Genomic DNA, 14,090 nt, shown 5'->3' with positions numbered 1-14,090 from the left:
GGGAACCGCGGTACGGCGGTTCCCGGACGCACCGACCGGACCGACGGCCGGGTCACCGGCCACCCCCACCGCAACCGCACCCCGGAGGTCGACCGATGCGCACGTACACGCCCGGACGCCGCAGAAGACTGTGGGCCGCTCTCAGCTCGGCGGCACTCGCCCTCACCCTCACGGCACTGCCCGGCACCGCCCGGGCCACCCCCGACGGCGGCCCCGGTGCCGGCCCCGGTGCCGGCACCGGCGCCGCCGCGTCCGCCGCCGGCGTGCCCGACCGCCCGGCGCCCGGCCCGGACCCGGACCCCACGCTCCCGGTCCACGCCCTGGCCGCCGGTGACGCACCGTTGGACAACCCGCTCAAGGGATTCGCCCGCTTCTACCAGCCCGGGGGCGACCAGAACACCGGCTACCCGCACTCGCTGACCTGGTCCTACTTCGGCCTGTCGGAGGTCATGAAGGACGCCTCCGACTGCGGCCGTTACGACTGGAGCGCCCTGGACGACTCGCTGGACGCCATCGCCGCGGCCGGCAACCAGGCAGCGGTCCGCTTCTACATGGAGTATCCGGGCGGCTCCGGCAGCCACCCCGCCAACGCCATTCCCCCCTGCTTCGCCGGGCACGTGAACAACCGCGACAACGCCTACTGGGGCACCACCAGCCCCGACTACGACAGCCCCTACCTGCTCGACGCGCTCAAGAGGTTCGTCGCCGCCTTCGGCGCGCGCTACGACGGCGATCCACGCCTGGGCTACATCCACCTCGGGCTGATCGGCCTGTGGGGCGAGTGGCACACCTGGCCCTACGACACCGACACCTCGGGCGACTCGTACCCGAACCACATGCCCACCGACGCCCACGCCGCCGAGATCGTCGACGCCTATGACCAGGCCTTCACCCACACCAAGATCGAGCTGCGGTACGCCGACTCCGCGGGCGGCGCCGCCGACGGCCGGCCTGACGTCGGCTACCACGACGACTCCTTCTGCTACCGGGAGGGCTCACCCGCACAGGGCGTCACACTCCCCGAGTCGATGGGCGGCGCCCCCTGGGCACAGCTGCAGAAGGCCCTCGAACACGGCGTCGAGAACCGCTGGACCACCGCCTCCATGGGCGGCGAGGTACGGCCCGAGATCCAGCCGAACGCCTTCGCGAACTGGCCCGGCGGGTCCGGCGGCGTGGACGGGATGAAGGCGTGCGTCGAGCTGGAGCACACCACCTGGAAGATCAACGAGGGCAGCGCGAACTACTCCGCCACCGACCCGAACGTGGCCGCCGCGGTCCGGCTGATGGGCTACAACCTGGGTGTCACCGACGCCTACTTCCACGACACCGCCGAGGGCACCACCAAGGTCGGCGTGCGGATCGCCAACACCGGCGTCGCACCCTTCTACTACCCCTGGAAGGTCCGCCTGGGCCTGAAGGACGCCTCCGGCGACGTCGTCGAGGACTGGGACACCTCCTGGGACCTGCGCACGGTCATGCCCACCAGGATCAGGGCCTTCCCGGACTGGGGAGTGGGCGCCGACCCCGCCTACCTCGACTTCGGCAGCCCGCGTTACTTCGACGCCTCCGTCGACCTCACCGGCGTCGACCGGGGCGGCTACCGGCTCGTGATGAAGGTCGACAATCCCCTGGAGAAGGTGAGCCTCCGCGCCAAGAAGCTGCGCTTCGCCAACGCCGCCCAGAACAGCGACGGTTGGCTCGACCTCGGCGCGATGACCGTCGGCTCCGGCCAGAGCCCCGATCCCGCGGACTACGAGGCCGAGGACTCCGGCAACACGCTCACCGGCGGGGCCGTCGTGGCCGACTGCTCCGGCTGCTCCGGCGGCCGCAAGGTGGGCTACCTCGGCAACGGCGCCACCCTCACCTTCCGTCATGTCGACGGCGGCACCGGAGGCACCCGCACCGTCACCGTGCACTACGCCACCCAGACCGCCCGCACCGCCACCGTCCGGGCCGACGACGGCGCCGACCGCACCCTCTCCTTCGCCCCGACCGCCGACTGGAACACCACCGGGACCACCACGGTGCGGCTGGACCTGCGGGCGGGTACGGACAACACCGTCACCCTCGCCAACCCCGACGGCTGGGCACCCGACATCGACAGGATCACCGTGAACTGACCCCCGCCGCACACCACGGACCCGGCACGAAGCGACACGCACCACCCATCAGAAAGGCGCAACTGTCATGACCGACGCCCCCCACGACCTCCGGCTCGGTGTCCTCGGCTTCGGGCTGCGCGGCTCGCTCGCACGTACCGCGCACCGGCCGGGCCACGGATCCCGGATCGTCGCGCTCGCCGACCCCGACGGGGCGGCCCGCAAGGAGGCCGCGGCGGCGTTCCCCGGAGTCCGCCTGACCGAGGACCACAGGAAGGTGCTCCACGCCCCGGACGTCGACGCCGTCCTGGTCCTCACCCCCGACCACACCCACGCCGACCTCGCCCGCGAGGCGCTCGAAGCGGGCAAGCCCGTCTTCGTCGAGAAGCCCCTCGACATCACCGTCGAGCGGTGCGACGCGATCCTGCGCACGGCGTACGAGACCGGCACCCGTCTCTACGTCGGACACAACATGCGGCACATGCCGGTGATCCGGCTGATGCGCGACATCATCACGCGCGGCGAGATCGGCGAGGTCAAGACCGTCTGGGTGCGGCACTTCGTGGGGTACGGCGGCGACTGGTACTTCAAGGACTGGCACGCGGAGCGCCGGCACACCACCGGACTGCTGCTCCAGAAGGCGGCCCACGACATCGACGTGCTGCACTGGCTCGCGGGCGGCTACGCACAGCGGGTGCAGGCCCTCGGCGACCTGATGGTCTACGGGGACAACCCGAACCGCAGGGCCCCCGGCGAGCCCAAGCACGCCGACTGGCACACCGCCGACGGCCACTGGCCGCCGCACACCCAGCGCGGACTCAACCCGGTCATCGACGTGGAGGACGTGTCGCTGCTCAACATGCGTCTGGACAACGGGGTACTGGCCGCCTACCAGCAGTGCCACTTCACCCCCGACTACTGGCGCAACTACACCGTCATCGGTGACGCGGGCCGCCTGGAGAACTTCGGCGACGAGGAGGGGGCGGTGGTCCGGGTGTGGAACTCCCGCCGCTCCGCCTACCGGGCCGAACCCGACGCGGAGTACGCCGTGCCGCTCACCGAGAACACCGTGCCCGGGGAGGAGGGCGAGGACGGCGAGGAGCACGGTGGCGCCGACCCGCTGCTGATCGACGAGTTCCTCAGGTTCGTGCGCGAGGGCGGCACCACGGACACCTCGCCCGTCGCCGCGCGGATGGCCGTCGCCGCCGGAGTGCGGGCCACCGAGTCACTGCGCGACGGCGGCACACCCCGCGAGGTCCCCGAGCTGGACCCGGAACTGGTCGCGTACTTCGAGCGGGCGCAGACGCGCTGACGGGCGGGGGTGGCAGGGGGCGGGCGGCCACGTCGCCCGTCCCCCCTCAAGAAGTCGCGGTCGCGCGCAGATCCGTCCCCCGGCGCGCGAGCACCAGCACACCCCCGATGATCAGGCCCACGCCCAGCAGCTGCGGCAGCAGCCACCAGCCGGTGCGGATGTGCTCCTGGTACAGCACCACCCCCAGCAGCAGGCTCACCGTCGCGTCCCCGAGGGTGAGCGCCGGCTGGGAGGCGACCAGCGGACCGCCCTGCATCGAGTGCTCCAGCAGCAGCACCGCGCACACCCCGGCCGCCGCGAACGCGTACGTCTGCCACACGGTGAGGAAGGCGAGAAGTCCGTCGGAGTCCAGTACCGCCACGGCGGCCTTCATCAACCCGGCGGTCAGCGCGTAGCAGACGGCGGTGGCCGCGCCGAGGCAGCCGGCCCGCGCCTTGCCGTTCGGCCTTCTGAGCCCGGCCGCGACCAGCAGCGCCACCAGTCCGGCGCAGGCGACCAGCGTCGGGATCCACCGGTGGGGGGACACCTGTTCGCGGTGTCCCGAGGGCGCGGCGGCCGCCAGCGCGACGCCCAGCCCGGCGACCACCGCCGCCACGGCCAGCCACAGCGCGCCCGGCATCCGGTTGCGCGTCATCAGCGAGGCGAGCAGCAGGGCCAGTGGCAGCTCCAGCACGAACAGCGGCTGGACGAGCGAGAGCGGCCCGGTGGCCAGCGCCGCCGCCTGTCCGATCCCCGCCGCCACCACCGCGAGCATCCCGGCGACCCAGACCGGCCGGTGCAGCAGGTCGACGACCAGCCCGAAGCGGAACCCCCGCGACTCGGGGACACTCAACGCGGCCCGCCGTTGCAGCACGGTGGCCAGCGCGTTGCTGAACGCCGCACACAGCGCGAAGACCACCGACAGCACGAGTCCCGGTCGCACACCCATCCACCGATCCTCGCGCGCCCGCGCCCCGGCCGCGCGTCGTCCCGGCCCTCGGTCCTTTCGTACGGCGTGGCAAGGCCGCTCAGGAGACCGGCGGCCTCGGCCGCGCGGGCCGGGCCGCCCGCATGCCGAAAGGCGGAGTACGACCCACCGGTCCAGGATGGGGCCACCCGGGTGCCCCGCATCCGCGCCCGGGGCCGGGCCCGCTCCTTCCGACGGGCGGCACCGGACAGGCACCGTGCGGCCGATGCGGGGTAGACGAGGGGGGCCGGTGTGACGCGGCGGAGCGCGCCCGTACCGCCGGCGCAGTGCCCGCCCCCGACAGGGGGACGGCGAGGACCGGAGGTGCACGCCGATGGAGGAACGCGGCCGGGACGGCCGGAGGATGCTGACGGAACTGCTCGCCGCCAGCCACCTCATGCCCATCGAACTGCTGCCGGCCAAGGCCGCCGAGTGCGCGCGGGCCGCCGGGTTCCGCGCGGTGCTGATCTACCTCGCCGATCTCCAGCGCAAGGTCCTGCGCCTCCTCCCGGCCGAGGGACCCGCGCCCCTCGACGCGCAGGACACTGTGCCGATCCGGGGAACGGTCGCCGGGCGGGCCTTCCAGTACTGCGACGCCCTGCCCGCCGTGCCGGCCGCCGACGGTGTCGCCGCGTGGTGGGTCCCGCTGCTCGACGGCACCGAGCGCATCGGAGTGCTGCGGGTGGCCGGCGCGCGCGAGGACGCCGACGTCCACGCCGACATGGAGGCACTGGCCGGGCTCGTCTCGCTCATCGTCGTCAGCAAACGGGACACCAGCGACACCATGGCCAGGCTGGTGCGTGCCCGACCGCTGAGCGTGGCCGCGGAGATGCAGTGGAACCTGATGGCCTCGCGCACCTACGCGGACGGCCGGGTGGCGATCTCCGCCGCCATGGAACCCGCCTACCGGATCAGCGGGGACGCCTTCGAGTACGCCGTCGACGGGCCCCTCGTCCACCTCGCCGTCCTCGACGCGATGGGCCACGACACCGCCGCCGGACTCTCCGCCGCCCTCGCCCTGGGCGCCTGCCGCAACGCACGCCGGCAGGGAGCCGGTCTCGTCGGCACGGGGGAGGCCGTCGAGGCGGCGCTCATCGAGCAGTACGACCGGCGGCGCTACGTCACCGGGATCCTGGCCGTCCTCGACACCCGCACCGGCGTCCTGGAGTGGGTCAACCGCGGACACCACCCGCCCATCGTGATCCGCGGCAACCGCTGGATCACACCGTTGGCCTGCCCTCCCGCCCACCCCATGGGCACCGACCTGGGCCTGCCCTCCACCGTGTGCCGCGAGCAGTTGCAGCCCGGCGACCGCCTCGTCCTGCACACCGACGGCATCACGGAGGCCCGCCGGCGCGGCGGACCGGAGTTCGGCCTCGAACGCTTCGTCGACTTCCTCGTCCGCCACCACGCCGACGGCCTGCCCGTCCCCGAGACCCTGCGCCGGCTCGTCAACGCCGTCCTCGACCACCACGACGGCCACCTCGAGGACGACGCCACCGTCCTGCTGTGCGAGTGGATCGGCCCCCACCTGGAACCCGTCGCGCGGGCGGCCGAGGCCGTGGGGGTGTCGGCCCACGGCCCGCGCGAGGGCGGCGGGACCGCGGGGACGGCCGGGAGCGGACGCCGGCGTGACCCTCGAGGACGTGCGCGGACGCGCTAGGAGACGCCGGCCCCGACGGGCCGCAGGTCGGCGTACAGCATGTGGTGGTCCGAGTGGGCGCTCGGCCGGACGCGGTGGTCGCGTGCCTCGACGCCCCGCAGGAAGACGTAGTCGAACTTGCTGTGCCAATCGGTGGTGGGCTCGCAGCCGTCGGTGGACGAGGGGCGGCACCCGGGGTCGGAGTCCTTGACCAGCGGCCACATCGCGTGGAGTTCGGAGGCGTACGGCACGGCGTTGAAGTCGCCCAGGACGATCGCGGGGTCGTGGCGGGCGACCACCTTGGCGAGGACGTCCACCTGCTTCGCCCGGACCGGTTCCTGTCGCCGTTCGGCGAGATGTGTGTTGAAGACCCTGACGTGCCGGCCGCCTACCGTGGTCGTGACCGCCATGTACCCCCGGTCCTCGGACCCGCCGTCGGGGTATTCGACGGCGACGGCGTCGGTCATCGGCGCCGCCGAGAGGATGGCTTCTCCGTAGCCGCCCGGCTTCCACGGCGCCCCTCCGCAGCGGCCCCAACTGTGCAGGACGGTCCCGTACGCGACGTGGTAATCGAGCCCGTAACGGTTCTTCAGCGCATCGCGGATCCGCTCGACCTGGCCCGTGCACGACTCCTGCAGACCGATGACCTGGGGTGCCGACTCGGCGATCTCCGCCGCCAGATCGAAGTCGCCGCTCTTGCACGGGTTGCAGATGTTCCACGTCATGACCCGGTTCGGTACGACGTGGCGGTCGGACGCCCGAGGCTGCGACCCGGCGGACGAGCCGCCGTGCGGAAGGCCGGGGCCCGAGGCCACGATCCAGACGGCGATGACGGCGCCCACGAGCCACCATGTGCCCCTTGCCTGCACCCTCGCCTCCTCGCACGGACGGACCGGGCGGCGACGACCGGGCGGAACCGCGCGGGCCGTGCCCCGGCCATCGTAGAGCGCTCCTCGGCGTTCGACGGGGCGAAGGGAGGAGGCGAGGCGCTCACCCCGAGTCTCCGAGTCCCCGAGTCCCCGAGTCCGGTGCGTGGGCGGGCTGTGGACCGCGGGCGGTGGTGCCGTGCGGCGGGGCGCGCCCGCGGCCGCGCCCCGCCCGCCGGCCCGGCACTCAGGGGCGCCACCGCAGCGACCGGCGGTGGCGCCCCGGAGCGCGGGTTCGTCAGCGGGCCGCCTCGGCCCCGGCCAGGCGTTCCGCGCGCAGGGCGGAGCGCCTGATCTTGCCCGCCGGGCTGCGCAGCGGTGTGTCGACGAGCTCGATCGACCGGGGCCGCTTGTGCGGGGAGAGCCGCCCGGTCAGGAACGAGCCGATCTCCTCGGCCGTCGCCGTTGACCCCTCCTCCACCTGGACGATCGCGTGGATCCGGTTGCCGCGGTCCGCGTCGGGCAGCCCGATCACCGCGCTGGAGAGCACGTCGGGGTGTTCGGCGAGGGCGCCCTCGATCTCGGCGGGGTAGACGTTCACGCCGCCCACCAGCAGCATGTCCGACCGCCGGTCGTGCAGGTACAGATACCCGTCGGCGTCGAACTCGCCGATGTCGCCGAGCGTCGACCACCCGTCGACCTCCTCCACCTCCGCGCCCAGGTAGCTGAAGGCGGGCGGATTGCCCGGCGGGACCCGCATGAAGACCTCACCGCTGCGGCCGGACTCGGTGACCGGGGTCCCGTCCAGCGCCACGATTCTGATCTCGCCCCAGGTGGTGCGGCCCACCGAGCCGCGGTGCTCGAGCCATTCGGGGCCCGAGATGGTGCAGCCGGCCTGCGCCTCGGTCCCGGCGTAGAGCTCGAAGATCCGCTCGGCGCCGAGCCAGTCGATCCACGCCTGCTTGATCGCCGGCGGGCACGGTTCCGCGCAGTGCCACACCGACACCAGCGAGGAGAGGTCGTAGCGGTGCCGGGTCGCCTCGGGCAGCGCCAGGATGCGCCGCATCATCGTCGGCACCAGGTACATCCAGGTGATCGCGTGCCGTTCCACCTCGGCCAGCACCCGCTCCGCGTCGAACCTGCCGAGCAGGGTGACCGTGCCGCCGTTGAAGAGGACCGTCATGGCCGTGGAGAACGGCGCGTTGTGGTGGACCGGGGCGGTGATGAGCGCCCGCTCCCGGCTGCCGATTCCCCACGCCTCGCTGTCGAAGGCGTGGAACGTGCCCGACGAACCCGACAGGATGATCTTCGGGCGGCCGGTGGAGCCGCCGGACGTCGGTGCCTTCCAGGAGGAGCCGACCTCCGTCGGCAGGTCGTCGTCCGTGCCGCCGAGCCGACGCAGCGCGGCCACGGTGGTGACCCGCAACCGGCCGTCGCCCACGGGTGCGCCCTCCTCCCGGCCGACGACGACCGCCGGATCGGACAGCTCGAGGACGGCCTGCTCCTCGGGGGGCGCGAGCCGCGTCGAGAGCGGCTGCGGAACGGCCCCGATCTTCAGGCAGGCGAAGGCCGCCACGATCACGTCCACACTGTTGGGCAGCATCAGCGGGACGATGCGTCCGGGCCCGGCACCGGCCAGTCGCAGGCCGCGTGCCACCGCGTTGCTCGCCCGGTACAGCTCGTCCCAGCTCAGCTCCTCGTCCTCCGCCCGCACCGCGACCGCCTCCGGGCGCTCCGCCGCGTACTCCCCGGGGATGTCACCGAGCGGGTATCCGGGTTCAGGGGTGAACATATGTGCCGTCTCCTCGTTGTTCGGAAGTGGCCGGGCACCGTGGATCCCGGTTCCCGGCCGCACGTCAGCGGTACAGGTGCGCCCCGGGGAGCGCCTCGGGATCCCGGCGCACCTCGGCGGTGTTGGTCTCCGGCAGGAACCAGGCGCAGACGAAGGTGACCGCACCCATCAGGGCGATGAACGCCGCGACCAGGACGGTGCTGTCCGTCTTCGCGATCAGCCACGTCATCAGGACCGGCGTGCTGCCGCTGACGACGATGGCGGAGAGCTGGTACGCCAGGGAGGCGCTGGAGTAGCGGACGTTCGGCGCGAACAGCTCGCCGAAGTAGGCCGCCATCGGGCCGTAGGTCAGCCCCTGGAAGACGAAGCCGACCGTGACCGCGATGAAGATCATCGGTACTGACGCCGTCCCCACCAGCGCGAAGTAGGGGAAGGCCCAGGCGACCACGCCGAGCCCGCCGACGAGGATGAGGGTCCGCCGGCCGTAACGGTCCGACAGCTTCCCCGTGTACGGGAGCAGCGCCGTCATCACGACCGCGCTCAGCAGCGTGGCCGTCAGCAGTGAGTTCCGGTTCATGTCCAGCGTCTTGGTGCCGTAGCTCAGCAGCCCGGTGATGCTGACGTAGAACAGGCTGTTGGTGGCGGACAGGGTGCCGCAGGCGAGCAGGATGACGCGCCAGTTGCGGCGCACCGCCTCGGCCAGCGGCGCCCGCACCACGACCGCCTCCTGCTTGCGCGCCGCCCGCTCCTGGAGCTTGCGGAAGTCCGGGGTGTCCTCGACCTTGCGCTGGATGTACAGCACCACCGGGAACATGACCGCGCTGAGCAGGAACGGGATGCGCCAGCCCCAGTCGATCAGGGCGTCGTCCGACAGGGAGGCGCTGACCGAGGTGAACACCAGGGTGGAGATGATGACCGCGACGGGCACACTGGTCTGGCCGAACGTACCCGCGAACCCCCGTCGCTTGGGCCCGGACGACTCCGTCAGGAGCAGCGCGATCCCGCCCCACTGGCCGCCCGCCGCGATGCCCTGCACGAAGCGCAGCAGCACCAGCAGGGTCGGGGCGAGCACGCCGACGGTCCCGGCGCTCGGCAGACAGCCGATCAGGAACGTGGCGAGCGCCATGCCGAGGAGACAGACGACGACGGTGGGCTTGCGGCCGTACTTGTCACCGAAGTGACCGGCGAGGAGCCCGCCGAGCGGACGGGCCACGAAACCCGCCCAGAACGTGCTGAAGGACAGCAGGGTGCCCGTCAGGGCGGAGGAGTGCGGGAAGAAGACGTCGGGGAAGACCAGCGCCGCCGCCGTCCCGTACAGGAAGAAGTCGTACCACTCGATCGAACTGCCCAGCAGTCCCGCCGCGAGCAGCCTGCGGTGGGCGCGGCGTTCGTCGGCGGCAGAGGGCGCGGCGCCGGCGTGGGCGCCCGTGTCGGCGCCGCTGTCACGGCCGCTGTCGCTGTCTTGGCCGCTGTCGCTGTCGGGGAGGTGTGCGTGAGCGGAGGAAGTCATGGGTGGTGCCCCCTGGGGTGAGGAAGAGGTGAGCGAGGGACGTTCGCCCGCCGGCCGCCGGGCGCCGCTGCTGTGCCGGGCGGCCGCGACCCGCATCGCCACCGTCCGTGTGGGCTGAGAGTAGGGCTGAGCGAGGGCTCCGTAGGATGGAACGTACGTACACTTGTGGCCGCTCCCGGGTGTGAGTGACATCCACCCCGGCCGGCCCCTCCACCAGGCTTCCGCGCGTGCGACCGCCGTACGGCCGATGTACGACCGGCATGCGACCGCCACGCGACGACACGCGACGACACGCGACGACACGCGACAGACAGGGACACTTATGCCGCTGAGCGATCCCGGCGCGGACGGCGCCCGGGACCACGGAGAACTCGTCTCCTACCGGCTGCGCCGCGAACGGGAGTTGAGCAGCCTGTACGCGACGGCCCGCTCCCTGGCCGCGCTCGGTGAGGTGGGCGAGGTGCTCTCCTCGATCGTCCGGCACGCCCACGAGCTGATCGGCAGCGACATCGCCTACCTCTCCCTGCTGGACGCGGAGGGCAACCTGAAACTGAGCGCGTCGGCGGGCACGATCTCGCACGAGTTCTCCACGGCGTGGATGCCGCCCGGCGGCGGACTCGGGGCCCGGGTGATCGAGTCGCGGGCCCCGTTCTGGGTGAGCAACTACCGCGAGGCCCAGGTCCTCAGCCACCGCTCCGTGTTCGACTCGCTCGTGCCCGACGAGGGACTCGTCGCGCTGCTCGGCGTGCCGCTCCTGGTGGGCGAGAAAGTCGTCGGCGTCCTCTTCGCCGCAGACCGCACCGAACGTCCCTTCGAGAAGGACGAGGTGGCCCTCCTCAGCGCCTTCGCCGACCACGCCGCGATCGCCCTCAACAACGCCCGCCTGTACGAGGAGAGCCGCGTCTCGCTGCGACGGCTGCGGGAGGCGTACCGCACGATCGAGGAGCAGGTCACGTCCGTGGAGCGGGCCGCCGCCGTGCACGAGGCGCTGACCCACGTCGTGCTCACCGGGGGCGGGCCCGGTGACATCGCGCGACTCCTGGTCGAGCACCTGCGCGGCACCGTCACCGTCCTGGACCGGGACGACCGGATCGTCGCCGTCCGGTGCGCCGAAGGGCAGCCGGCCGACCCGGACCGGGAACCCGTCCGGGCACTGCTGGAGGAGGCGCGCAGCACCGGGCGGTGCGCCTCCGCGCGGGGTGCGGACGGGGTGGTGCGCAGCGTGGCGGCCGTCCACGCCGGCGGCAGCCACCTCGGCTCGCTGTCCCTGGCCCGGAGTGCCGCGCCGGACCCGGCGGACATCCGCATGCTGGAACGCGCGGCCCAGATCATGGGCCTGCTGGTCCTCATGCGTGACGCCCGTGTCGAGGCGGAGGAACGGGTACGTGGCGAACTGCTCACCGAACTGCTCTCCCGTGCCCCCCTGCACCCCGCCCACCGCGACCGGGCGCTGGCCCGGGGGGTCGACGTCGACCACCTCGACGTCCTGGTCGTGGCCGACTGCCCGGGCAGGCCCGCCAGTGATGTGGTGCGCCGGCTCAACGCCGTCTCGCCCGAGTGGTCGGGGCTGGCGGGGGAGTACCTCGGCCGGGCGACGATGCTGCTGCGCGCCGACGACGTGGAGGAGGCGGCCCGCGCCCTGCACCAGGGACTGCGGCGCGCCCTGGGCGCGCCGCTGCTGCTGGTCGCGGACCGGGTCACGGGGCAGGAACGCTCCCGCTCGTTCTCGCTGGCCCAGCGGTGCGTGGAGGTGATGCGCGCGCTGGGGGAGGAGGACCGGGGGGCGACGACCCGCCAGTACGCGATGTACGCGCTCGTGTTCGACCCCCAGCGCACCCACGACCTCGACCGGTTCCTCACCGACGAACTCGGTGTGCTTCTCGACTACGACCGGCGGCGCGCCACCGACCTGGTCGCCACGACGGCCGCCTACTTCGCCCACTCCGGCAATCTGCGCCAGACGGCCACCGCCCTGCACGTCCACATGAACACGTTGCTGAAGCGTCTGCACCGGATCGGTGTGCTGCTCGGCGAGGACTGGCGCTCCCCGGACTCCTCGCTGCGCCTGCATCTGGCGGTCCGGCTCCACCAACTGCGGGCCGCCCTCGACCGGTCGGCCTCGGACCCCGCAGGGTGAGAGGGAACGCCGGACCGCGGCGGGGCCGGGCGAACGGGTGCGCCGCGGCGGGGCGGTGGGTCACAGGTCCAGGACGAGCCGCGGGGACAACGCGCGGGACACGCACGGATACATGCGCCCGGCGGGAGCGCCGATGTCGTCGCGGTGCTCGGGATCGCCGCCGAGGACGGTGAGTTCGCAGCTTCCGCAGACGCCCTCGTGGCAGCCGGACGGCACCGCGTGCCCCGCGTGCCGGAGCACGTCCAGCAGCGACTCGTCCGCCGGTACCCGGAGGGTGTCCCCGGAGCGTGCGCACACCGCCTCGAACGCGGTGTCGGGCGCGAACCGGCGGGCCTCGGGACGGAACCGCTCCACGTGCAGCCGCCCGGCGGGGAACACGGCCTCGGCCGCGCGGAGCATCGGCGCGGGACCGCAGCAGTAGACAAGGGCGTCGGGGCCCAGCGCGGCGGCGTGCGCGGCGAGGTCGGGCCTGCCCCGCTCCCCGGTGGCGACGACGTGCACCCGGTCGCCCCACGAGCGCACCTCGTCCTGGAACGGCATGGAGGCGGCCGACCTGCCCGCGTACACGAGGGAGGCCGGGATCCGGGCGTCCACGGCCGCGCGCAGCATCGGCAGCAGCGGGGTGATGCCGATGCCGCCGGCCAGGAACAGGTACTCCGGCGCGGACAGCAGCGGGAAGTTGTTCCGCGGCAGCGACACCTGAAGGGGCCGTCCCGGGCGCAGGAACCGGTGCACGTACTCCGAGCCGCCCCGGCTGAGCCGCTCGTGGCGTACCGCGACGCGGTAGGTCTCCCGGTCGGCCGGGTCCCCGCAGAGCGAGTACTGCCGGGTGAGCCAGTTCGGCAGCCGCAGATCGACGTGCGCCCCCGGCTCCCATGGCGCGAGCGGGCCGTCGGCCCCGCGCAGCACGAGGGAGACGACGTCCGGGGTGAGCGGCTCCACCCGTTCGAGAAGGGTCTGCTGCACAGGTGCTCCGCCTTGTCGGCTGGTCGGGGAAAGGGACGACGGCACGGTCGGTGGTGCGGTGGGCGGCATCGGCGCTGGTGCGGTGGGCGGCCCGGACGGCGGCGTGGTCGGCGGCATCGTCAGTACAGCTTCCGGTAGGTCTCCTCGAGGCCCGCGTCGATCACCCGGGGATCGATGTCGAGCCCGAGCTGGGCGGTGAACATCTCCCCGGGCGTCGGCATCTCGTCCGCCAGCGCCCGGCTCGCCGGATCCCACAGCCGGGACCGGACGAGCGCGCGGCCGCAGTGCGCGTACGCCTGCTCCACCCGGACGACGATCGCCAGCCGTGGCGTGCGGCCCTCGGCCTGCAGCCGGGCGAGCACCTCGGGTTCGTCGGTGGGGTACGCGCGGCCGTTGACCCGCAGGGTCTCCCGCATGCCGGGGATGAGGAACAGCAGTCCGATGCCGTCGTTCCCGGCGAGATTGCGGAAGGCGTCGGCGATCCGGTTGCCGGGCCGGTCCGGGATGACGAGCGTGTGCGGGTCCAGGACCTTCACGAACCCCGGGTAGTCGCCGCGCGGCGAGCAGTCGGCGCTGCCCGCGGCGTCGGACGTCGCCATCGTCAGGAAGGGCGAGTGCGCGATGAAGCGGTGGTACTGCTCGTCGATGTGATCGATGATCTTGTTCTTGGCCATGGGGTCGGGCTCGCCGATCAGGGCGAGGACCTGCTCGGGCGAGAGCGGTCGGGGGAGGGTGCGGGTGTGCGCCATGAGGGCTCCTTCCACAGCGGGCGTCGGCAGGCGCCCGGAGCCGTACGGCCCCGCCACCCACCGACGGCGGC

The 14,090-nt window shown here is 73.0% G+C and carries 10 protein-coding genes; 4 read left to right on the top strand and 6 right to left on the bottom strand.

The features are described from left to right. Positions 1-95 precede the first annotated feature (95 nt). Both QFZ64_RS04000 and QFZ64_RS03995 read left to right on the top strand, forming a co-directional pair. Positions 96-2,120 carry a carbohydrate-binding protein gene (locus QFZ64_RS04000; RefSeq protein ID WP_307062371.1) on the top strand — a complete coding sequence of 675 codons (2,025 nt, stop codon included), beginning with the start codon at positions 96-98 and terminating at the stop codon, positions 2,118-2,120. 67 nt (positions 2,121-2,187) lie between these two features. Next, complete coding sequence (locus tag QFZ64_RS03995; protein WP_307062369.1) at positions 2,188-3,411, top strand: Gfo/Idh/MocA family protein; 1,224 nt, start codon at positions 2,188-2,190, stop codon at positions 3,409-3,411. A gap of 46 nt (positions 3,412-3,457) precedes the next feature. On the opposite strand, the gene QFZ64_RS03990 is transcribed toward QFZ64_RS03995, so the two are convergent. Further along, positions 3,458-4,339 carry a DMT family transporter gene (locus QFZ64_RS03990; RefSeq protein ID WP_307062368.1) on the bottom strand — a complete coding sequence of 294 codons (882 nt, stop codon included), beginning with the start codon at positions 4,337-4,339 and terminating at the stop codon, positions 3,458-3,460. A gap of 352 nt (positions 4,340-4,691) precedes the next feature. Here QFZ64_RS03990 and QFZ64_RS03985 point away from each other — a divergent pair, with 352 nt between their 5' ends. Continuing rightward, positions 4,692-6,020, top strand: coding sequence for a PP2C family protein-serine/threonine phosphatase (locus tag QFZ64_RS03985; RefSeq protein ID WP_307062366.1), 1,329 nt, complete (start codon positions 4,692-4,694; stop codon positions 6,018-6,020). Here QFZ64_RS03985 and QFZ64_RS03980 read toward each other — a convergent pair. The 3 genes from QFZ64_RS03980 to QFZ64_RS03970 form a co-directional block, all read right to left on the bottom strand. Continuing rightward, the gene (locus tag QFZ64_RS03980; protein ID WP_307062364.1) at positions 6,017-6,868 is read right to left on the bottom strand and encodes an endonuclease/exonuclease/phosphatase family protein; all 852 of its coding nucleotides are present in this window, start codon (positions 6,866-6,868) and stop codon (positions 6,017-6,019) included. The two genes, QFZ64_RS03985 and QFZ64_RS03980, sit on opposite strands and share 4 nt — an antisense overlap. Positions 6,869-7,163: 295 nt before the next feature. Next, positions 7,164-8,657, bottom strand: a complete 1,494-nt coding sequence (locus QFZ64_RS03975; RefSeq protein ID WP_307062363.1) for an AMP-binding protein — start codon at positions 8,655-8,657, stop codon at positions 7,164-7,166. A 64-nt stretch (positions 8,658-8,721) separates the two neighbouring features. Beyond that, positions 8,722-10,167, bottom strand: coding sequence for an MFS transporter (locus QFZ64_RS03970; RefSeq protein WP_307062361.1), 1,446 nt, complete (start codon positions 10,165-10,167; stop codon positions 8,722-8,724). 322 nt (positions 10,168-10,489) lie between these two features. Here QFZ64_RS03970 and QFZ64_RS03965 point away from each other — a divergent pair, with 322 nt between their 5' ends. Next, the gene (locus QFZ64_RS03965) at positions 10,490-12,304 is read left to right on the top strand and encodes a GAF domain-containing protein (RefSeq protein WP_307062359.1); all 1,815 of its coding nucleotides are present in this window, start codon (positions 10,490-10,492) and stop codon (positions 12,302-12,304) included. Between the two features lie 60 nt (positions 12,305-12,364). Here the strand turns inward: QFZ64_RS03965 and QFZ64_RS03960 are convergent, their stop codons facing one another. Together QFZ64_RS03960 and QFZ64_RS03955 are read right to left on the bottom strand one after the other, a co-directional pair. Beyond that, positions 12,365-13,270: a PDR/VanB family oxidoreductase gene (locus QFZ64_RS03960; RefSeq protein ID WP_307062357.1), complete on the bottom strand. Its 906-nt coding sequence runs from the start codon at positions 13,268-13,270 to the stop codon at positions 12,365-12,367. A 119-nt stretch (positions 13,271-13,389) separates the two neighbouring features. Continuing rightward, positions 13,390-14,019 (bottom strand): MSMEG_1061 family FMN-dependent PPOX-type flavoprotein, encoded by a 630-nt coding sequence (locus QFZ64_RS03955; protein WP_307062355.1) that lies wholly within the window; start codon positions 14,017-14,019, stop codon positions 13,390-13,392. Positions 14,020-14,090 lie beyond the last annotated feature (71 nt).

Origin of the sequence: Streptomyces sp. B3I8 (genome assembly GCF_030816915.1) — a bacterium.
Classification (GTDB): Bacteria; Actinomycetota; Actinomycetes; order Streptomycetales; family Streptomycetaceae; genus Streptomyces.
This window is presented reverse-complemented; position numbering and strand designations above follow the sequence as displayed.

Excerpts from the sequence above, each read along its gene's own strand:
- QFZ64_RS03955 (WP_307062355.1), bottom strand. The coding sequence starts at position 14,019 with ATGGCGCACACCCGCACCCTCCCCCGACCGCTCTCGCCCGAGCAGGTC.
- QFZ64_RS03985 (WP_307062366.1), top strand. The coding sequence starts at position 4,692 with ATGGAGGAACGCGGCCGGGACGGCCGGAGGATGCTGACGGAACTGCTC.
- QFZ64_RS03990 (WP_307062368.1), bottom strand. The coding sequence starts at position 4,339 with ATGGGTGTGCGACCGGGACTCGTGCTGTCGGTGGTCTTCGCGCTGTGT.
- QFZ64_RS03975 (WP_307062363.1), bottom strand. The coding sequence starts at position 8,657 with ATGTTCACCCCTGAACCCGGATACCCGCTCGGTGACATCCCCGGGGAG.
- QFZ64_RS03995 (WP_307062369.1), top strand. The coding sequence starts at position 2,188 with ATGACCGACGCCCCCCACGACCTCCGGCTCGGTGTCCTCGGCTTCGGG.
- QFZ64_RS03965 (WP_307062359.1), top strand. The coding sequence starts at position 10,490 with ATGCCGCTGAGCGATCCCGGCGCGGACGGCGCCCGGGACCACGGAGAA.
- QFZ64_RS03970 (WP_307062361.1), bottom strand. The coding sequence starts at position 10,167 with ATGACTTCCTCCGCTCACGCACACCTCCCCGACAGCGACAGCGGCCAA.
- QFZ64_RS04000 (WP_307062371.1), top strand. The coding sequence starts at position 96 with ATGCGCACGTACACGCCCGGACGCCGCAGAAGACTGTGGGCCGCTCTC.